The organism is Klebsiella aerogenes KCTC 2190 (assembly GCF_000215745.1).
GTDB lineage: Bacteria > Pseudomonadota > Gammaproteobacteria > Enterobacterales > Enterobacteriaceae > Klebsiella > Klebsiella aerogenes.
Genome location: NC_015663.1, coordinates 4,729,615 through 4,749,542, shown reverse-complemented (window position 1 = coordinate 4,749,542; position 19,928 = coordinate 4,729,615). Strand labels below are relative to the sequence as shown.

General features: G+C 51.6%; 19 protein-coding genes and 1 pseudogene. 9 read left to right on the top strand and 11 right to left on the bottom strand.

The window, feature by feature from the left end:
* The first annotated feature begins 76 nt into the window (after positions 1-76).
* Complete coding sequence (locus tag EAE_RS25370; RefSeq protein WP_164926759.1) at positions 77-1,723, top strand: hypothetical protein; 1,647 nt, start codon at positions 77-79, stop codon at positions 1,721-1,723.
* Between the two features lie 12 nt (positions 1,724-1,735).
* Positions 1,736-2,464, top strand: coding sequence for a LamG-like jellyroll fold domain-containing protein (locus EAE_RS22390; RefSeq protein ID WP_015705854.1), 729 nt, complete (start codon positions 1,736-1,738; stop codon positions 2,462-2,464).
* Between the two features lie 241 nt (positions 2,465-2,705).
* Here the strand turns inward: EAE_RS22390 and EAE_RS22385 are convergent, their stop codons facing one another.
* A complete protein-coding gene (locus EAE_RS22385) occupies positions 2,706-3,230 on the bottom strand; it encodes a hypothetical protein (protein WP_164926758.1) in 525 nt (174 codons plus the stop codon).
* Between the two features lie 93 nt (positions 3,231-3,323).
* Here EAE_RS22385 and EAE_RS22380 point away from each other — a divergent pair, with 93 nt between their 5' ends.
* Positions 3,324-3,503 carry a hypothetical protein gene (locus EAE_RS22380; RefSeq protein ID WP_015705851.1) on the top strand — a complete coding sequence of 60 codons (180 nt, stop codon included), beginning with the start codon at positions 3,324-3,326 and terminating at the stop codon, positions 3,501-3,503.
* A 217-nt stretch (positions 3,504-3,720) separates the two neighbouring features.
* On the opposite strand, the gene EAE_RS22375 is transcribed toward EAE_RS22380, so the two are convergent.
* Positions 3,721-4,104: a hypothetical protein gene (locus tag EAE_RS22375; protein WP_015705850.1), complete on the bottom strand. Its 384-nt coding sequence runs from the start codon at positions 4,102-4,104 to the stop codon at positions 3,721-3,723.
* A 338-nt stretch (positions 4,105-4,442) separates the two neighbouring features.
* Here EAE_RS22375 and EAE_RS22370 point away from each other — a divergent pair, with 338 nt between their 5' ends.
* Together EAE_RS22370 and EAE_RS22365 are read left to right on the top strand one after the other, a co-directional pair.
* Positions 4,443-4,733, top strand: a complete 291-nt coding sequence (locus EAE_RS22370; RefSeq protein ID WP_015705849.1) for a hypothetical protein — start codon at positions 4,443-4,445, stop codon at positions 4,731-4,733.
* Positions 4,733-5,998 (top strand): Y-family DNA polymerase, encoded by a 1,266-nt coding sequence (locus EAE_RS22365; RefSeq protein WP_015705848.1) that lies wholly within the window; start codon positions 4,733-4,735, stop codon positions 5,996-5,998. The genes EAE_RS22370 and EAE_RS22365 overlap by 1 nt, the downstream gene beginning before the upstream one ends.
* Before the next feature lie 97 nt (positions 5,999-6,095).
* Here EAE_RS22365 and EAE_RS22360 read toward each other — a convergent pair whose 3' ends face one another.
* The 6 genes and pseudogenes from EAE_RS22360 to nhaB all read right to left on the bottom strand — a co-directional run bounded on the left by EAE_RS22360 (position 6,096) and on the right by nhaB (position 11,195).
* Positions 6,096-6,470 carry a hypothetical protein gene (locus EAE_RS22360; RefSeq protein WP_015705847.1) on the bottom strand — a complete coding sequence of 125 codons (375 nt, stop codon included), beginning with the start codon at positions 6,468-6,470 and terminating at the stop codon, positions 6,096-6,098.
* Positions 6,470-6,940: a hypothetical protein gene (locus EAE_RS22355; protein ID WP_015705846.1), complete on the bottom strand. Its 471-nt coding sequence runs from the start codon at positions 6,938-6,940 to the stop codon at positions 6,470-6,472. The genes EAE_RS22360 and EAE_RS22355 overlap by 1 nt, the downstream gene beginning before the upstream one ends.
* Positions 6,941-7,445: 505 nt before the next feature.
* Positions 7,446-7,631: pseudogene (locus tag EAE_RS25630) on the bottom strand (SOS response-associated peptidase family protein); the annotation flags it as partial.
* Positions 7,632-8,518: 887 nt separating this feature from the next.
* Positions 8,519-8,863, bottom strand: a complete 345-nt coding sequence (locus EAE_RS22345; RefSeq protein ID WP_015366061.1) for a TehB family protein — start codon at positions 8,861-8,863, stop codon at positions 8,519-8,521.
* Positions 8,864-8,982: 119 nt separating this feature from the next.
* Positions 8,983-9,513, bottom strand: coding sequence for a disulfide bond formation protein DsbB (gene dsbB, locus EAE_RS22340; RefSeq protein ID WP_015705844.1), 531 nt, complete (start codon positions 9,511-9,513; stop codon positions 8,983-8,985).
* Between the two features lie 131 nt (positions 9,514-9,644).
* Complete coding sequence (gene nhaB / locus EAE_RS22335) at positions 9,645-11,195, bottom strand: sodium/proton antiporter NhaB (protein WP_015705843.1); 1,551 nt, start codon at positions 11,193-11,195, stop codon at positions 9,645-9,647.
* Between the two features lie 235 nt (positions 11,196-11,430).
* Here nhaB and fadR point away from each other — a divergent pair, with 235 nt between their 5' ends.
* Positions 11,431-12,150, top strand: a complete 720-nt coding sequence (fadR, locus tag EAE_RS22330; protein ID WP_015366064.1) for a fatty acid metabolism transcriptional regulator FadR — start codon at positions 11,431-11,433, stop codon at positions 12,148-12,150.
* 52 nt (positions 12,151-12,202) lie between these two features.
* Here fadR and EAE_RS22325 read toward each other — a convergent pair whose 3' ends face one another.
* Positions 12,203-13,735, bottom strand: coding sequence for a SpoVR family protein (locus EAE_RS22325; RefSeq protein ID WP_015705842.1), 1,533 nt, complete (start codon positions 13,733-13,735; stop codon positions 12,203-12,205).
* A 321-nt stretch (positions 13,736-14,056) separates the two neighbouring features.
* Here EAE_RS22325 and EAE_RS22320 point away from each other — a divergent pair, with 321 nt between their 5' ends.
* Both EAE_RS22320 and dadX read left to right on the top strand, forming a co-directional pair.
* Complete coding sequence (locus tag EAE_RS22320; RefSeq protein WP_015705841.1) at positions 14,057-15,355, top strand: D-amino acid dehydrogenase; 1,299 nt, start codon at positions 14,057-14,059, stop codon at positions 15,353-15,355.
* 9 nt (positions 15,356-15,364) lie between these two features.
* Positions 15,365-16,435, top strand: coding sequence for a catabolic alanine racemase DadX (dadX, locus tag EAE_RS22315; RefSeq protein ID WP_015705840.1), 1,071 nt, complete (start codon positions 15,365-15,367; stop codon positions 16,433-16,435).
* A gap of 16 nt (positions 16,436-16,451) precedes the next feature.
* Here dadX and EAE_RS22310 read toward each other — a convergent pair whose 3' ends face one another.
* Entirely contained in the window at positions 16,452-18,185 is a 1,734-nt protein-coding gene (locus EAE_RS22310) for a potassium/proton antiporter (protein WP_015366069.1), read from the bottom strand.
* Positions 18,186-18,275: 90 nt separating this feature from the next.
* On the bottom strand, positions 18,276-19,190 hold the full coding sequence (gene ldcA, locus EAE_RS22305; protein WP_015705839.1) for a muramoyltetrapeptide carboxypeptidase: 915 nt from the start codon (positions 19,188-19,190) through the stop codon (positions 18,276-18,278).
* A gap of 95 nt (positions 19,191-19,285) precedes the next feature.
* On the opposite strand from ldcA, the gene emtA reads away from it, so the two are divergent.
* Entirely contained in the window at positions 19,286-19,897 is a 612-nt protein-coding gene (gene emtA / locus EAE_RS22300; protein ID WP_015366071.1) for a membrane-bound lytic murein transglycosylase EmtA, read from the top strand.
* The last annotated feature ends 31 nt before the right edge of the window (positions 19,898-19,928 follow it).

The following is a 19,928-nucleotide window of genomic DNA, read 5'->3' as shown; positions in this document are numbered from 1 at the left end:
CTTCACCGCGGCTGAACTGAACGAACTCAATTCCTCTTATTCGTCCTATCTGAAGCGCGGGAGCATGGATATCCCGATGCCGAAGTTAAGCCAGTACCGGGGCGGGTTGTTTGGTTTTATTTCTTCATCCGTCGAGCTGTACCGCGGCGGGGATAAAACGAACGTCCGTAACCAGGTCCATTTCCGGGACTTCACCCGCATTGGTCGTAATGGCGCGGTTTCTGATGTACTGGTGAAAAATATCCCGGCGGGCACCATCACGGAAGCCTGGATCCAGCCGAAAGAAAATGCCTGGCTTAACTTTGAGCCCCCGGCGTTCTTTGAAGCAGGCAACGGTCGCAAGTTCGTGAACATTCAGGTTGAGCGCTCGCAGGTCAACATTGAAAATCTGGTGATGGATAACTGGGCGACTGGCGATATCGAGTCCCGCGTGGCGATCGGCTCGTATGGCGTGACCGATATTCACTGCCGTAACGCAGCAGCTGAATGTATCCCGAACACTTCCGGCGGCGCGTATGTAGTTTGCTTCCGTAACAGCATCGATATTCACATCAGTGGATATTACGGCCTCTACGGCTGGGGATTCCAGGGGCATCATGGTCTGAAGCGGGTATTTATTACCGAGTCGGTCATGAACCGGTTCGATTTTCACTCGTTCGGCTATGACATCTACATCAGCAGGACGAAATTCAAGGGACGCCAGATATTCCTGCAGGGCGGTGGCCAGTTCGCGCTTCGTGACTGTGACTTCAATATCACGCAGTACAGCCTGGGACAGACAGGGCATATCGAAGACCGACTGAATTTCTTTATCAATATGCGCGAAGATTACGCCGGGGATTGCGAGTGTAACCTGGCTATCGACGGGCTGGTGGTGCGTTTCGACCGCAATATCACGAATGCCTGGGCGTCTGATGTGCTGTCGTTTGATATTGTCCGTATGAACAGCGGGGCATCGGTTGATTATGGTGTGTCGACCAAAAACCCGCATGTGATTTCCGGGAAAGATATTGTCTTTGATCTGGATGGTGTACCGGCTTCCCTGCCTGATAATTTTGCGTTCACCTTCTGCCGTCCGTTCCGTAACCTCTACAACTCCGCCCAGAAAACCTATCTGCCGGATATGGTGAAAGTGCAGGGCATGACCGCAATTAACGTGCCTGACGGCAAGAATGCGGTGATGGCGGTGTTTCGTTGCGGGGCCGACATGGCACAGAACCCGTTTGCCAGCCGGACTAAACTCCGCCCGAACGGGACGAACGCAGAGATCATCGCCGAGGACGTCATCAGCATCATCAATAATCCGGTCATCGCGCAGAACGCGTGCCCGACGGTGTACATGCCAGGCGCGGCCTCTTCCTGGGATACCGTTGTCGGCGGCACGACGTACCGCACCAGCGAATACTCTTACCGTCCGAAAGTGACGCTGCGTAACTGCTATCCGTCGATTATCAACGCAGCCGGGGTAAAAGCTGAATTCGATATTGCCGGCGGCTTACTGGCGCGCTACAGCGTCGGCGATACCGGGAACCGCTGCCGGGTAACCGGCGCAGATATTCAGCTTATCCCTGACTCAACAGGGGCTCTTTATTTCGATACATCCAATGTCCGGGCGACGGGCTGTGACTGGTTCGACCCGATGAACGGAGCGACCTATACCGGCACCCTGAACGGTTCCGGCAACGAAAACCGCGGCACCCCGGAACACTCACCCAATATTTAACAAGGAGCCACCATGGCTGGCGTTCGTATTCTTTGCAATCAAGTCATTCCTGTCACCGACTGGAACCACGACTATGTGACCATCAAATCAAAACTGGAAAGCAAATCACCGCTCCCGACCATTGCCAGTTTCGACCTGCTGAACCCACTGGACAACAGCGGGCACGGCTATACCGTCAAACCAAATGGCGGTCAAATTCGCGACTGGGGCCTCCATTACCCTAACGGTGCAAAACCGTCAGTGACTGACCTGGTGAAGACCGGACAGGGCGCCGTATCGTTCATCGTCGCGTTTAAGCTGGATGCCGCTGACCGCTATATCAACATCCTCAGCAATCGTGTAAACAGCGCAGGCTTTAACGTCTATTACAGCGGCGGCTTCTACATGTCCTATATCTACCCGAGTGGTACGACAGGGACCATTGCATCCGCCGGAGTTATCAGCGCGGAAGTTGGAAAATGGTATGTGGCTGTAGGCGTATTTGATCCGGTCACTAAAACGGCCAGTGTGAGGATCAGTGATGCCGGATTGCAGTATGGTCCTATCGGTACCGGCTTCCCGGAAAACACATCGCTGGATACAGCTGTCAGCATCGGTGGTGATCCCAACGGCCTCACCACCTCGTCGATGTACGGTGACATTGCATGTGTTGCGTACTATGACGGCGCATTCACTGCAGATCAGCGTGATGCGATGGTGAGTGTGGGGATGGACATTCTCCATGAGAGAGGGCTGGTCTGAATGCATGCTGCCACCTTTGCGGGTGGCATTAAATTCCACGGGGATACTATGACGATTTCGTACAATGGCCGCAGAGCGGCAAAGTTCTTTTTGGCAATTATAATTGGTGCATGCTTGCAGAAATTCTTTCCCGATGACCTGGTATTGTTATTACTGTCATTTGTTCCTTTTGGAATAAAATTAAAATGGCCGCATTAAAGACACTAAGTCGACATTATTATGTCTGTATTTAGAGCTTTTCTCATAAAGGGATGTAAAGCTGACGTAATCCCGCGAAATACATGACCGATAGATACATGGCAGTAAACATCAATAATAGTTTTATGTTATTATTGTCACTATATTTGTATCTTTTTTTTTGAGATTCAATTGATGAAGTTTTAGGATCGAATTCAGGCTCTCTGGCAATAAAGTCTGATAATGAACTATAAAGAGAGTTTATCTCTTCTTCAGACATTTCTGTTTTATCAATCTGATGTGCGAACTTGTTGCGTATCGCGTTAAGTTTTTTCATAAACTGAAAGCACTCGTTTGGAAACGAGAAGTTTTTTGCAATAACAAGCTTGTTATGGAAGTTTAAGTTAAGAGAGTTATTGAAAAAATTAGTATTGTGGCTGCTTGCCTCAATCCAAGTTTCTAAAATTTTCTCACAAACCATGTGAATTACAAGAACAGCGCTAAGCTGGTCGGTATGGGATGTGAGCGATACAAAACGCATGTTCATCTCTTTCATACTCAGCAGCGTTGAAAAATGCGCCTTATCCATAAATGCCTCCAGTGCTATCATAGATCCTCAACGTAGCACGAAGGCTGGTTTCCTTTGAACCTGGAATTTTATCCATAGCTTACGGATCACGATATGAGTGAAGATAATTATTTATGTCCGGAATGGGCAAAGAAAGGGGCCAATATCCCTCACGACTGGAAGAAATACGTAAGTGAGGAAGTCATGGCGATTTGGGAAGACTTTAGCGTAAACCAGCGCATGGCATTGGGTAGATGCTTTGAGGACATAGCTAGTCTTGAAGAATGGGATTGAAGAAAGATAACCCCCTCTTCAATGTGTTACCCCAACCATGAAAATTAATAGGCGCATCATCTCTTAATCTGCTTCCTCGATAAAAGTACTGTATATACAACCAGTTTGTATCAGGAAGCATCATACTTCAGTCAAAAACCATAGAGGTGCTCTGCGCCTCGACCTCTCGCAATCCTTCACTGGTAGCTAATGGAGGATGGTTGTGTATATCGAAATGTTAATAGTTAAATAAATTTATTATATTGCTAACTATTGAAGATATTTTATCTCCTCTGGATAACCATTTGTCAAGGGCCCCGCTTTCATAGTTTTCTTTTGCTTCGTTAATTGCTTTTATTTTTGTGTCATCACTTATTTCTTGGTTTTTGTATATATGGCCCACTACTTCTTTTAAATTTTCATTAGGGATGCCATCCGGGAATAGAGCCCTTATTTGTGATTCTAACGTCTCAACATAGTATGCTGCATATTCAACGTTGTGCATCTCCCCAACATGAAAATCAGTATTAATATCGACTCCGGCAGGGGCTATCAATCCGGCCTTACCATTTACCATTTTACCTACGGTTACTATATTTTTTTGAGGCTTATTATTGCTCATTTATTAAAACCTTATTTTGTGTGTATTTTTATTTAATGTTCAGAGTAATGTTAGGGTATTGATTTGTGTGTGAGATTTTTTCTGGATTATGAAAAGATTCACTATTCTATATATTTTAAAAGATATTAGAATTATAACATCCACACGCAATCATAAAAGATAGCATAACATTAAATGTTAGCGTATAAATTTTTAAATTAAATGCTCTCTTAATCTAAGTTTTTAGTAGAAATTCAAGTGGTTAAATCTGTCATAGGAATTGATAGATGAAACTTTCTTGATCTGCCATTCACTAAAAACTACTGTATATAAATACAGTATGAGTGGAGTGACAGATCATGCTTCAACAACCACAGTTTTATGAAGTAACCGGCATAAGCCAGCATGCAACATTCGTTGATACACAACGTGGCGTCGCCGTAGTTGAGCGCTCATCATCGCCGTTAGCATCAGCGGTTTTACTTATCTCATATTGCGGCGTGCAGCAGTTTGCGCGCTTCCTTGGAGGATCGCTCATTACGGAGGACGGTGACGCTATTGAAGGGGATATGCTAGCGGATGTTGAGCTGATAGGAGTGGTAACTCACATCATCAGTAAAGCCGGTTTTGATGACAGCCCGGTGATGTAATGTTTGCTCTGGTTGATGTGAACAGCTTCTACGCGAGCTGCGAAACCATTTTCAGGCCGGATCTGCGAGGGAAGCCAGTTGTCGTATTGTCCAATAACGATGGATGCGTGATAGCGCGTTCTGCCGAAGCCAAGAAGCTCGGCATCAAGATGGGGGATCCGTACTTCAAATGCAAAGACCAGTTCCGCCAGCATGGCGTGATTTGCTTCAGTTCAAATTATGAACTCTACGCGGATATGAGCAACCGGGTCATGACGACACTTGAGGAAATGTGTCCCCGGGTAGAAATCTACAGCATCGACGAGGCCTTTTGCGATCTCACTGGTGTACGTAATTGCCGTGTGCTGGAAGAGTTCGGGCATGAGCTGAAAGATACGGTCTACCGCAATACCAGACTTCCGGTCGGGGTTGGGATCGCGCAAACAAAGACGCTGGCAAAACTCGCCAATCATGCGGCGAAAACATGGAAAGCCACTGGCGGGGTAGTTGACCTGTCAAACGTTGAACGGCAGCGAAAATTAATGGCTTTACTCCCGGTTGATGAGGTGTGGGGTATCGGCCGTCGCATTAGTAAAAAACTGGAGGCTATGGGGATAAAAACCGTCCTGCAGCTAGCTGATACGGATATCCGCTTTATCCGCAAACACTTCAACGTGGTGCTTGAGAGAACTGTCCGTGAGCTGCGCGGCGAGTCATGTCTTGAGCTGGAAGAGTTTGCGCCAGTGAAACAGGAAATTGTCTGCAGCCGGTCGTTCGGGGAGCGCATTACCACCTATGAACAAATGCGGCAGGCTATCTGTTCATATGCGGCCAGAGGCGCAGAGAAACTTCGTGGAGAGCATCAGTTCTGTCGCTATATCTCCACCTTTGTGAAGACATCTCCCTTTGCGCTGAACGAAAAATACTACGGCAACAGCGGGTCCATTAAGTTACTGACGCCCACGCAGGATAGCCGGGATATCATCAATGCCGCGGTAAAGTGCCTGGATGCGATATGGGTCGACGGGCACAGGTATCAGAAAGCGGGGGTCATGCTCGGCGACTTCTTCAGTCAGGGAGTTGCACAGCTAAATCTTTTCGATGAAAACGCACCGCGGGCCGGAAGTGATAAGTTGATGGAGGTGCTCGATCACCTGAACGCTAAAGACGGAAAAGGAACGCTCTACTTCGCCGGGCAAGGTATACAGCAGCAATGGCAGATGAAGCGTGAAATGCTTTCCCCACGATATACTACGAGATTTGAGGACTTGTTGGTAATTAAGTAAAGTTATTGAAACTGTTCTATTGTGATTGCTTAATAAAAGGAAACGAGAGCTTTAGTAAAAGCCCTCGCTGAGAAATGCTACAATAGAGCAATTTTATTTATGGGATTAGGTCATCAATTAAATCATTGAAACCCGAACCTTGCCGTGAAACAATCTCATATAAATTTATTAAAGTGGAGTCGCAATACCTGCTTTTCCAAAGAACTTCATAATTATCAGTGACTATCGCAAGTTGGGGTTCTTCGGTCCATGCCCACTCCACATCATCAAAGAAATGTTTATATTTTCTCAGGTAGATAGCAAGTTTTTTCCCTTTGTAATCGCAAGTATAAACCGCGCCGATACGATCCTCGTTCGCCTCAGTAAGCGCGATAAAATCTTTTGAAAGTACAATTTTCCATACAAGTTTATCTTCCGATGTTTCCCTGCTTAATTTGACATAAAGCTTATTTAAATCATTGTCTTTAAACATTAATCCCACCTCATGTCTTTCATTATTTGATCTAAATGTACTGTTAATGAAGATAAATCTTGGTATATATCCCACGCTTTATCTTTATCGCTAATTCTTATTACTTTTCGTCTTCCGAAGAAGCGAGTTTTTGGAGCAATCAAATCTAAAATGTTTATAACCGCATTTTTTTGGTCGTTTTCAACTTTACTTAGCAAATTATCAATTATTGGGTAGCAAGTCTTAACCTCCATAGAAAACCTTCGATTAAACTCAATCCAGTTATTATCAAGTTCACGGCTTGTTAATATGCTAAATATTTTATTGGTAGTTTGAGAAATTTCAGTCTTAATTTCAGGGAGCCTGCCTTTGTTTTTGAATTTTTTTTTCAAGAAATTAGTCGTTCTGATAACCCATAATGTCATGAAAAAACTTATGATGGTTAAAATGGTTGCCGCATCCGTAATCGATTGTGATATATGGAAACCCATACTGCTGCTCCTATGAACATCCCAAGCATATTATGTATAAGATTCATCAAATTGCAATCATTACATAGAGTACATAATGACCATGGTTTGAAGTTACAGCATTTGTTCGTACTAAGTAGGATTTTGTAGTCAATGCAAAATTATCTTGACTTTTCTGTTATTAGAAGGGACATGGTTCATTCGTTTGCTTATTATATGGATTCTGCAACAAATGTAGCTTCACTTTTGGTAGCATACCATTATCGCTTTGGTCAAGTATCAACCGTTAATGTTCGCGTTTCCTACAAAATTATACGGATGCCACAAGAAATGATCTCCTAGGCTAAAAGTTTGTAAACTATCTCCTTTGGTTCTTTCCCGACCATATTCTGCCGCATCAAATCACGCTCCGCTTCACAAGTTAGCACAACTAGACGTTGACAGCATATCATCAAGATCTTTATCAGCCGCAGATGTGACTAGATGAAAGCCTTCTGCTTAATAACCACGTTTAAACGGCGCGCTTCCCCCAGAAGACAGGATCGATATGCAATTGTTCGTCGCGTTCGCTCAGAAGCAAAACTTTGGTACCGGGCGCGACGTTATATCGACCAATCGGCTCCGGGTCATATGCGATGTCGCGATCAGCTTCATCGGCAAGATAGGAAAGATAATCTTCACGGGTCATTGACTGGGAAAAGCGTCCGCACATATCAACCTCCAGTGGTCAGACTGAAAGTATAGGCGTCAAAAACGAGTTCTGGACGAAGCTGTAAGCTTGAAAAAGAAGGGAATCACGAAAGAGTGGTGCGCACCGAAAATTCATGATTACCGCGAAAGAGGATGACATGGGATGGGGGAGAGGTAAACGGCGTTGCTTTTAATCTGGAAAGCTGCTCGCAGAATTTTTAATGGGGCATGTATGGGGCAAATAATTAGCGCAAAACAACTCAAAACCTCATAAGGTATCGATTCGTCTTGCGCTAATGCATTGCTTACACACTACATCCGCATTACTTCAACGCACCTTGCTTTTAAACTGATGCCTGTTTTAAACAAACCAGGCTGGGCGCAGTAAACTCATCAAAATATTAGAACCGGGCATTCCCTGCCTGCGCGGCCCGGTTCTTTATTCGCATTAATATCCCATCATTCTCAATGCCAGCCAGATAATCCCTGCCCATAATAAAGCGCATGGGAAAAAAACAACACTAAGCGAACGCCAGCCGTTTCTACTCATCGGAAACCCCACATTTAAGTCATCATCACCAGGTGCGTTTGGCATTTCATCATCGGCGCGGGGGCGGGGAACTTTAGGAATATTTGTAAAGCAGATGTAGAAAAAAATAGACCCGGCGCGGTGGCCGGGCTGAAAGGGCGTTGACGAGCTGCCAGGTTACCCCGGCGCGGTGACTGCTTGCGGCGATCAGATGGGCAGGAAACTCATCATTAAATACGCGACGACAATGCACATTAGCGTCATATACCAGACTATGCTCATGGTGACTTATCCCATTTCAGACTCAAGAAAGACGAGCCTTTCGGGTAACGACTTTAAACATCCGGACGTCGATGATCAACCGCTTGCGCATCAGGGGATTAGCTTTTCTTGGCGTGGAACAGGCCGTCTTCGCCGTGGGATTCATCCTCAACCCAGAAGTTAATGTTGAACTGGGCATCATCGCTGAGCTCGATACGGTGCCAATACTGCGGTGGGCTGGTGGCGAACTGCCCGGCGTTAATGACGACCTTCACCTCCGGCTCGGTAGCCTGCTCGTCATGAAAACCGTAGTAAGTTACCGTTCCTTCCATGACGCACAGCTGACCGAAAACGTTAGCGGCAGTATTGTGATGGGTGAGCAGCGCCGCCGGAACATTTTCCTTAGTGAAGAACGGAGTGGAGCGTTTAACTTTCCAGTTAGCCGGGATACGCAGGTGAGACATGGTGAGCTCCTCAGTGGATGCATATAAGATGTATTTAATATGCATCTTTAAAGGGGCGTCGTCAACTTACAGGCATAAAAAACGCCCCCGAAGGAGCGTGTACTATCTGGCAGGATAACTTAACGGCCGAACAGATCGCGTTTTTTAGCCTTAAATGGCTGAGCGATCAGCACCAGCAGACCGATAACCAGATAAGCTGCAAAGATGCCTACCAGCCACTGCGGCATCTCCAGCGTCAGGAATTCCCACTGGCGCACGGAACAGTCGCCGGTGGCGACGAATACCTGCGGCAGCCATTTATCCAGCGGCAGCCACGTCGGGAAGCGCGCGGCGAAATCGCAGGTCTGGAACGGGGAAGGGTGCAGCTGAATCATGGTGTGTTCCCAGGCTAACTGCAGTCCGCGCAGGGCGCTGTACAGCCAGATCAGCAGCGCGACGTAGCGCAACGGGGTTTTCGGCGCGATAGCGCCTACCAGACCAGCGCCCATAATGCCAAACAGAGCGCAGCGTTCATAAATACACAACACGCAGGGCTGCAGCAGCATCACGTGCTGGAACCACAGCGCCACTAATTCAAGTATAAAAGCGGTTAACGCCATCAAGAGCCAGGCGCCGCGTCCCCGTGAGCACTGGTTTAAGTATTGCAACATAATCATTTCCCTGGAACATGCTAAATCATGGCAGTGTAAACGAAAACTACCGCGACGCCATCCGCTAGTCGGAAAATATTACGTAAATGAATATTCGTTACCCGGGCGGACCCGGGTAACGTGCTGGACAATTACGGCAGTGTCGGCGTGGTCAACCAGCCGTGGCTGAGCATCCACTGGGTGGCCGGCATTAGCAGCGTTTCGACGCACAGCAGGCCGACCAGCGTTAGCACGATGGTATATGGCAACGCCATCCACACCATTCTGCCATAAGAGAGGCGGATCAGCGGCGCCAGCGCCGAGGTCAACAGGAACAGAAACGCGGCCTGGCCATTGGGGGTGGCGACGGAGGGCAGGTTAGTACCGGTATTAATGGCGACCGCCAGCATTTCAAACTGCTGCAGGCTGATAACGCCATGTTCCAGCGCCGCTCTTGCTTCGTTGATATACACCGTACCGACAAAGACGTTATCGGAGATGGACGACAGCAGGCCGTTAAACAGATAGAACAGCGATAGCTGAGCGTGCGGCGAAGCCTGCAGGACGAACTCAATCACTGGGGCAAACAGATGCTGATCGATAATCACCGCCACGATAGCGAAAAACACCGTCAGCAGGGCGGTAAACGGCAGCGCTTCGGTAAAGGCTTTACCGATGGCGTGCTCGTCGGTCACGCCGGAAAAGGTGGTTGCCAGCACGATGACGGAGAGGCCAATCAGGCCAACTTCCGCCAGATGCAGGGCGAGGGCGGCAATCAGCCACACGCCGATGATCCCCTGGGCGATAAGGCGCATCCGATCCTGGCGGCTACGGCTCTGGCGGCTACGGTCGTCGAAATCCTGCAGGACTTTGCGCACCGGTATTGGCAGCGGCTCGCCGTAGCCGAACAGACGAAATTTTTCCAGCAGCAGGCAGGTCATCAGGCCGCACAGGATAACCGGCAGGGTTACTGGCGACATCCGGATAAAGAACTCACCGAAGTGCCAGCCGGCGGCTTTGGCGATAATCAGGTTCTGCGGTTCGCCGACCATGGTCATCACGCCGCCGAGGGCGGTACCGACGCCGGCGTGCATCATCAGGCTGCGTAAAAAGCTGCGGAACTGTTCGAGCACGTCGCGGTAATGCTGATCGATGTGGCTGTCATCAAGCATGTCGTTATCATCAGGCCGCGCGGAGGCGACGCGATGATAAATGCCGTAAAAGCCTACTGCCACGCTAATGACCACCGCCACAACGGTGAGCGCGTCGAGGAAGGCGGAGAGAAAAGCGGCCGCAAGGCAGAAGGCCAGCGACAGCAGCATCTTGCTGCGGATCCCCAGCAACAGACGGGTAAAAATAAACAGCAATAGCTGCTTCATGAAATAGATCCCGGCCACCATAAACATCAGCAACAGCAGGACTTCGAGATTATTGGCTATCTCTTCGCGGATATGTTCGGGGCTGGTCATACCGATCAGCACCGCTTCTATCGACAGCAGGCCGCCAGGCAGTAGCGGGTAGCATTTGAGCGCCATCGCCAGGGTGAAGATAAACTCCACCACTAACAGCCAACCGGCAACAAATGGTTGCAGATAAAACGCCAGCGGGTTAACCACCAGGAAGATAATCAGGAGAAGCTTGTACCAGTCTGGCGACTGGCCAAGAAAATTGCGCCACAGGGCGCGGCCATAAGACATTTCCACGACAGAGGTCCTTCCGTCAAACAACATGATTTTATGCGTAACTATTGCAAGATTACCAGTTGAGTAAAAAGGGAAGCAACTTTCTTCGCGGCGCATGACAGGTAATGGAAGGCGTTAAGCAAAAGCTGAAAATGAAACGGCGATCCCCTTTTAATTACTTTCAGATGCTATCTGGCGTATGACTGCTCTGGTATGATGAGTGCAATTTGCAACGCTGTGTAATGGAAATCTTACTATGGTCATTAAGGCGCAAAGCCCTGCGGGTTTCGCGGAAGAGTACATCATTGAAAGTATCTGGAATAACCGTTTCCCGCCTGGATCTATTCTCCCTGCTGAACGTGAACTTTCTGAACTGATTGGTGTGACCCGAACAACTCTGCGCGAAGTGTTGCAACGTCTGGCCCGTGATGGCTGGCTGACTATCCAGCACGGTAAACCGACGAAGGTGAACAACTTCTGGGAAACCTCCGGACTGAATATTCTTGAGACGCTGGCGCGCCTCGACCATGATAGCGTACCGCAACTGATTGATAACTTGCTGTCGGTGCGCACCAATATCTCGACGATTTTTATTCGTACCGCCTTCCGCCAGCACCCGGACAAAGCGCTGGAGGTACTGTCTACCGCCCGTGAAGTTGAAGATCATGCCGACGCTTTCGCCGAACTGGATTACAACATCTTCCGCGGTCTGGCGTTTGCCTCCGGCAACCCCATCTACGGTCTGATCCTCAACGGCATGAAGGGGCTGTATACCCGCATCGGCCGTCACTATTTTGCTAATCCGGAAGCGCGTAGCCTGGCGCTGGGTTTCTATCACCAGTTGGCGAAAGTGTGCGAAGAGAGTCAGCACGATAAAGTGTACGAAATCGTCCGCGCCTATGGCCACAACAGCGGCGAGATCTGGCATCGGATGCAAAAAACGCTGCCCGGCGATTTAGCCATTAATATGCGCTAAGTACGGCTCACTCTATAAAAATGCCCGGATAATCCGGGCATTTTTTTCAGCCTTACAGCGCGTTCTGCCGCGGCGGCGTGCGATCCAACAGCTCAACGCTGCCGTCGGCATTCTGCTGCTCAAGGATCACGTCAAAGCCCCACAGGCGGTGAACGTGTTTGAGTACCTCGCGGCGGCTCTTATCCAGCGGCACGCGGTTGTGCGGCACATAGCGCAGCGTCAACGAACGGTCGCCGCGCAGGTCAACGTTCCAGACCTGAATATTCGGTTCGAGGTTGCTGAGGTTATACTGCGCCGACAGCTTAGAACGAATTTCCCGATAGCCTTCCTCATTATGAATGGCGGAAATCTCCAGGTAATTATTGTGGTCGTCGTCGAGTACGGTGAACAAGCGGAAATCGCGCATCACCTTCGGTGACAGGAACTGGCTGATAAAACTCTCATCTTTAAAATCGCGCATGGCGAAATGCAGCGTCTCCAGCCAATCGGAACCGGCGATATCCGGGAACCAGTAGCGATCTTCTTCCGTTGGCGACTGGCAGATACGTTTAATATCCTGGAACATGGCGAAACCCAGCGCGTAGGGGTTGATCCCGCTGTACCACGGGCTGTTGTAGGGCGGCTGGAACACCACGTTGGTGTGGCTGTGCAGAAACTCCAGCATAAAGCGCTCTGTCACTTTTCCTTCGTCATACAGATGATTGAGGATGGTGTAGTGCCAGAATGTCGCCCAACCCTCGTTCATAACCTGAGTCTGCTTCTGCGGATAAAAATACTGGCTGACCTTACGCACGATACGCAGGATCTCGCGCTGCCAGGACTCAAGCAGCGGCGCGTTCTTCTCCATGAAGTACAGCAGGTTCTCTTGCGGTTCGGAAGGATAACGGCGGCTCGCCTCGATGGCTTTTTCCTCTTCCCGTTTTGGCAGAGTACGCCACAGCATGTTCACCTGGCTTTGCAGATACTCTTCGCGGCTTTTCTGTCGCGCCTTCTCCTCCTGCAGCGATATTTTCTGCGGGCGTTTGTAGCGGTCGACACCGTAGTTCATTAGCGCATGGCAGGAGTCGAGCAATTTTTCGACTTCATCGACGCCGTAGCGCTCTTCACATTCGGTAATGTATTTACGCGCGAATATAAGGTAGTCGATGATTGAGCTGGCATCGGTCCAGCTGCGGAACAAATAGTTGTTTTTAAAGAAGGAGTTGTGCCCATAACAGGCGTGCGCCATCACCAGCGCCTGCATGGTAATGGTGTTCTCCTCCATCAAATAAGCGATACAAGGGTTGGAGTTAATGACTATCTCATAGGCCAGACCTTGCTGACCGTGTTTATACGCCTGCTCGGTTTCGATAAATTTTTTGCCGAACGACCAGTGGGGATAGTTGATCGGCATCCCGACGCTGGAGTAGGCGTCCATCATTTGTTCGGAGGTGATCACCTCGATTTGATGCGGATAGGTGTCAAGACGATACAGTTTCGCCACCCGATCGACCTCGGCGAGATAGGTTTCCAGCAGTTCAAAAGTCCAGTCGGGTCCATCGCTTAACCGGGTGGTGTCCCTGTTCATGGAATCAATCGTAGCCATTAGCGCGCCCTCGTTGTTGGTGGTTCTCTCTTTGTGGAGAACCTCTTATCAAGCATAGAACACGCCATAACAAACTGCGTCTGCGGGTAATTTCTTTTCTTCGCGATTTCACAATCCTAAAGGCCTTAATTTAACATTTGAGCAGCATTTTATACTGAGGAAAAATAAAGCGCAGCAGGAGATCGTAAATCTCTGGTGTCAGTGCTGGTGCGGTTTGGTGTGAGATAAGTCACCATAAATAAAGCGTATGTTGAATAATATTTTCATCTGGGTTATCAATTTGTAATTAGATGATTGTTCTTTAACTATTACGGAGTGGCTATGCGAGTCGTCATACTGGGAAGTGGGGTGGTTGGGGTAGCGAGCGCCTGGTATTTAAGCCAGGCGGGACATGAGGTGACGGTTATCGACCGTCAGCCAGGGCCCGCTGAAGAAACCAGCGCCGCCAACGCCGGGCAGATCTCTCCCGGCTACGCGGCGCCGTGGGCGGCGCCGGGCGTGCCGCTGAAGGCGATTAAATGGATGTTCCAGCGCCATGCGCCATTGGCGATTGGCCTTGACGGCACGCAGTTCCAGCTCAAGTGGATGTGGCAGATGTTGCGTAACTGCGATACCCGCCACTATATGGAAAACAAAGGGCGTATGGTGCGCCTGGCGGAATATAGCCGTGATTGCCTGAAAGCGCTGCGTGAAACCACCGGTATCCAGTATGAAGGCCGCCAGGGGGGCACCCTGCAGCTTTTCCGCACCGAAAAACAGTATGAAAACGCCACTCGCGATATCGCCGTGCTGGAAGAGGCCGGTGTGCCGTATCAACTGCTGGAAGCCAATCGCCTGCGCGAAGTCGAACCGGCGCTGGCGGAAGTCAGTCATAAACTGACCGGCGGTCTGCGCCTGCCAAACGATGAAACCGGCGATTGCCAGCTCTTCACCACCCGTCTGGCGGCGATGGCCGAGGCGGCAGGGGTGACTTTCCGCTTTAATACCGCCGTCGATGCGCTGCTTTACGAAGGCGATCAAATCGCCGGTGTGAAATGCGGCGAGGAAATTATTAAGGGCGACGCCTACGTGATGGCGTTTGGTTCTTACTCCACCGCGATGCTCAAAGGGCTGGTGGATATCCCGGTCTATCCGCTGAAAGGCTACTCGTTGACTATTCCGATTGCCGAAGAGAGCGGCGCGCCGGTATCGACTATCCTTGATGAGACTTACAAAATCGCCATTACCCGTTTCGATAAGCGTATTCGCGTTGGCGGGATGGCGGAAATTGTCGGCTTCAATAAAGAGTTGCTGAAGCCGCGCCGCGAGACGCTGGAGATGGTGGTTCGCGATCTGTTCCCGCGCGGCGGCTACGTTGAGCAGGCCACCTTCTGGACCGGCCTGCGGCCGATGACGCCGGATGGTACGCCGGTGGTTGGCCGTACGCCGTACAAAAACCTGTGGCTGAACACCGGGCACGGTACGCTGGGCTGGACCATGGCCTGCGGGTCCGGGCAGCTTCTGAGTGACCTGATCTCCGGGCGTACGCCGGCGATCCCTTATGATGATCTGGCCGTGGCGCGTTACAGCCCGGGCTTTACGCCGGCTCGCGCTCAGCATCTGCACGGCGTGCATAACTAAGGAGCCTCCATGTCTCGTCCGGTAAAAGCCAGCATTGATCTGTCGGCTTTACGTCAGAATTTACAGATTGTTCGCCGCGCCGCCCCTGGGGCGCGCGTTTGGGCGGTGGTGAAGGCGAATGCCTATGGCCACGGCCTGGCGCGGATGTGGCAGGCGCTGAACGCCGCAGATGGATACGCATTGCTCAATCTCGAAGAGGCAATCCTGCTGCGGGAAAAGGGCTGGAAAGGACCGATTCTACTGCTGGAAGGGTTCTTTCACGCCGATGAACTGGCGCTGCTTGATAAGTATCGTCTGACCACCAGCGTACACAGCAACTGGCAAATTAAAGCCCTGCAGCAGGCTAAACTGCATGCGCCGCTGGATATCTATCTTAAAGTGAATAGCGGTATGAATAGGCTGGGCTTTATGCCCGAGCGAGTGCATACCGTCTGGCAACAGCTGCGATCGCTCGCCAACGTCGGTGAAATGACGCTGATGTCGCATTTCGCTGATGCGGAAAACCCGGAGGGCATCGCGGAGCCCATGCGCCGTATCGAACAGGCGGCGGAGGGGCTGGACTGCCCGCGTTCGTTGTCGAACTCAGCGGCCACGCTGTGGCATCCGGAAGCGCACTTTGATTGGGTGCGTCCGGGAATTGTGCTGTATGGCGCATCGCCGTCGGGCCAGTGGCGGGATATTGCCAATAGCGGCCTGAAACCGGCGATGACCCTCAGCAGTGAAGTGATTGCCGTACAGACGCTGAAAAGCGGCGAACGGGTGGGCTATGGTGGGCTGTATCAGACATCCGGCGAGCAGCGCATCGGCATTGTCGCCTGCGGTTATGCCGACGGTTATCCGCGCGTCGCCCCGAGCGGCACGCCGGTGCTGGTCGACGGCGTACGCACCACCACCGTCGGGCGTGTTTCGATGGATATGTTGGCGGTAGATCTGACGCCTTGCCCGCATGCGGGTATTGGCGCGCCGGTCGAGTTATGGGGACAGGAGATTAAGATTGACGATGTCGCTGCGGCCAGCGGCACCGTCGGTTATGAATTAATGTGCGCCCTGGCGCCACGCGTGCCGGTAGTGACAGTGTAACTTTGTGTGAGGCGGATCACTCCGCCTCATCTTCCGCGACCCGCACACCCACCTTCAGTACGTGATCGTCCTCTTTTTCCGCGACCGTCCACACCATACCGGCAAACTCCACCTGATCGCCAACGACCGGCGCGGCGCCTAACAGTTGCTGTATCACATCACCCAGCGACTGCTGATGCTCGCGAAACTCCTCGCCGCCGTCGAGGCCGTAGATCTGCGCCACGTCGGCGAATTTAGCTTCCGCATCGAGGATGAAGTCGCCAAAGAATCGCTGATCGAGAGAAACCGGCGGCGACTGGCTAAACATTTTACCCAGCGCCGGCAGGTCGCGCTCGCGGCCGATAACACAAAGAATATCGCCATCCATCAGCCGCGTGCTGCCGGTAGGATGCAGCAGTACGTTGTCGCGGAAGAGTGCCGCGATGCGCGTCTCCGGCGGCATGTGCAGGTCGCGCAACGCTGCGCCAACGCACCATTTATCATCACCCAACTGGTAGACAAACTGTTCCCACGGATTTTCCGGATGGATATCCAGCCCGACGCGTGAGATAGGCCAGCCGACCGGTGGTACTACGACTTTCGCTTTTTTCGCCGCCCAGGAGAGTGAGGTGCCCTGAAGTAGCAGTGAAATCAACACCACGAAAAAGGCGACGTTAAAGAACAGCCGCGCGTTCTCAAGCCCGGCCATCATCGGGAAAACAGCGAGGATAATCGGCACCGCGCCGCGCAATCCGACCCAACTGATAAACACTCGCTCGCGCAGATTAAAACCGCGGAACGGCAGCAGGCCGGCGAATACCGACAGCGGACGCGCGATGAAGATCATCCACATTGACAGCAGTAGCGCCGGAATCGCGATCGGCCACAGGTCGGACGGCGTCACCAGCAGACCCAGGACGAGGAACATGGCGATTTGCGCCAGCCACGCCAGGCCGTCAAAGTTTTGCAGAATGCCGTGGCGGTTGCGAATGGGTTTATTACCGAGCAGGAAACCGCAGAGATAGACCGCGAGGATACCGCTACCGTTAAGAGACGTGGTGACGGCGAAAATCATGATCCCGCCGCTTAGCGCCAGTAGCGGGTAGAGCCCGGTGGGCAGGACAATACGGTTAATCATCTGCAGCAGCAAATAGCCGCCGCCAAGACCAATAGCGATACCCAGACCGAACTGTTGAATGATATGCACCACAAACATCCAGCTCAGACCGGCTTCATGCTGCTGGATCATTTCAATCAGGGTAATGGTGAGGAATACCGCCATCGGGTCGTTACTACCGGATTCAATTTCAAGGGTCGAGCCGACGCGCTCGTTAAGCCCTTTACCGCCGAGCAGCGAGAAGACCGCTGCCGCGTCGGTGGAGCCGACAATGGCGCCGATCAGCAGCCCTTCGATTAAATCGAGCTTGAACAGCCATGCCGCCATCATCCCGGTAAGGGCGGAGGTTATCAGCACGCCGACCGTCGCCAGCGATAGCGCTGGCCAGAGCGCCACGCGAAACGAACTGGCCTGGGTGCGCATACCACCGTCCAGCAGGATCACCGCCAGCGCGAGGTTACTCACCATATAGGCGAAGGGATAGTTATCGAAAGGAATGCCGCCGATACCGTCAACGCCTGCCAGCATACCGATAGCGAGGAAGATAACCAGAATCGGGATGCCGAGGCGCGAGGAGAAAGAACTCAATAAAATACTGCAGGTTACTAAAACAGAACCCAGGATAAACAGACTAATGACCGCAGCGGCGTCCAATGTTCACGTACTCCTTGTCAGCGTGAAGGGGTGAAAATTACACCATTTTAACAATCCGCGCGTTTTCAGGATACTCGCGCAGAGGAATTTTTATTCCGCCAGCACCGGATGGCCGCTTATCGTTAACGTTGCGACAGAGGCGTTGTTGACCAGCCGTGCCCGTGCGCCGAGAGGCAAAGTCACGGTGCGCTGTTCATGACCGAATTCGAGTCCGGTCAGCAGCGGGATGGCGAGTTGCTGACGTAGCCAGGCGTAGACGGTGGGTAGATCGTAACCGTCGTCGTAGTCGTTGGGTTGCGCCCCGGTAAAGCTGCCGAGCACAATGGCCCGTTGGCGGGCAAGGATCCCGCTGTTGAGCAACTGCAGCAGCATACGCTCTACGCGGAACGGGTGTTCGTTGATATCCTCAAGCACCAGAATACCGCCGTCAATCTGCGGTAGCCACGGCGTGCCGATGAGCGACGTGACCATCGCCAGATTGCCGCCCCACAGGGTGCCTTCGGCGCGGCAGGTTGGGCCATCGCTTTGCCATTCGAGGGTAAACACCGGTTCGCGCAGCGCCTGCCAGAAGTGATGTTCCGTAAACGCATTCAGGGTTTCAGCGCCGAAATTGCCCGCTAACATCGGCCCACTGAAGCTGATAGCGTTGGCTTTAGCCAGCAGTCCCATCTGGATGGCGGTGAAATCACTGTGGCCGCAGATAAGCAGCGGATCCCGCTGCTGGCGCGCGGACAAGCCCTGCCAGTCGATTTGCGGTAGTAGCCGGGTGGCGCCATAGCCGCCGCGTACCGCCAGCACGATGCGGTTTTTTCCCTCGAGGGCCGCAAGTTGGTTAATATCGGCCAGGCGTTCGCTGTCGCTGCCGGCGAAACGCTGCTGTCGACGGGAGATCGCCTGTTGGTTCAGTACCTGATGACCGGCCTCCTGCAGACGGGCCACGCCAAGGGCCGCAGCCTGTTGATTGATACAGTAACCGGAAGGGGCGACCAGATAAAACTGAGACATGGCAATTCCTTGCAAAGAATGAAAGGGTTATCATGCCGCCTGGAACGTGTATTGTCATCTCCGTGCGGCAAACTTCAGCCAATAAGGATAGATGTGTGAAATTGAGATGGTTTGTTTTTTTATTTGTATTGTTGGCCGGTTGTAGCTCGAAGCACGATTACACCAATCCGCCGTGGAACCCGGAAGTCCCGGTGAAGCGGTCGATGCAGTGGATGCCGATCAGCGAAAAAGCCGGCGCCGCGTGGGGGGTTGACCCGCAGCTGATAACGGCGATCATCGCGATTGAGTCCGGCGGTAATCCCTCGGTGGTTAGTAAATCCGGCGCGGTCGGGCTGATGCAGTTGAAGCCGTCGACCTCCGGGCGCGATGTCTATCAACGGATGGGGTGGCGTGGCCAGCCTTCGGTAAGCGAGCTGAAGAATCCGGAACGCAATATCTCGATGGGGGCCGCTTACCTGAGTATCCTGGAAAACGGCCCGCTGGCGGGGATTAAAGACCCGCAGGTGATGCGCTATGCGGTGGTGGTCTCTTATGCCAACGGCGCGGGGGCGCTGCTGCGTACTTTCTCGTCGAATCGCCAGGACGCTATTGACGAGATTAACGATCTCGATGCCGATGAGTTCTTTGAACACGTGGCGAAAAAGCATCCTGCCCCACAGGCGCCGCGCTATATCTGGAAACTGCAGAAAGCGCTGGACGCGATGTAATTCCTATCCTTGCGTTGCCTCCGGGAGGTTC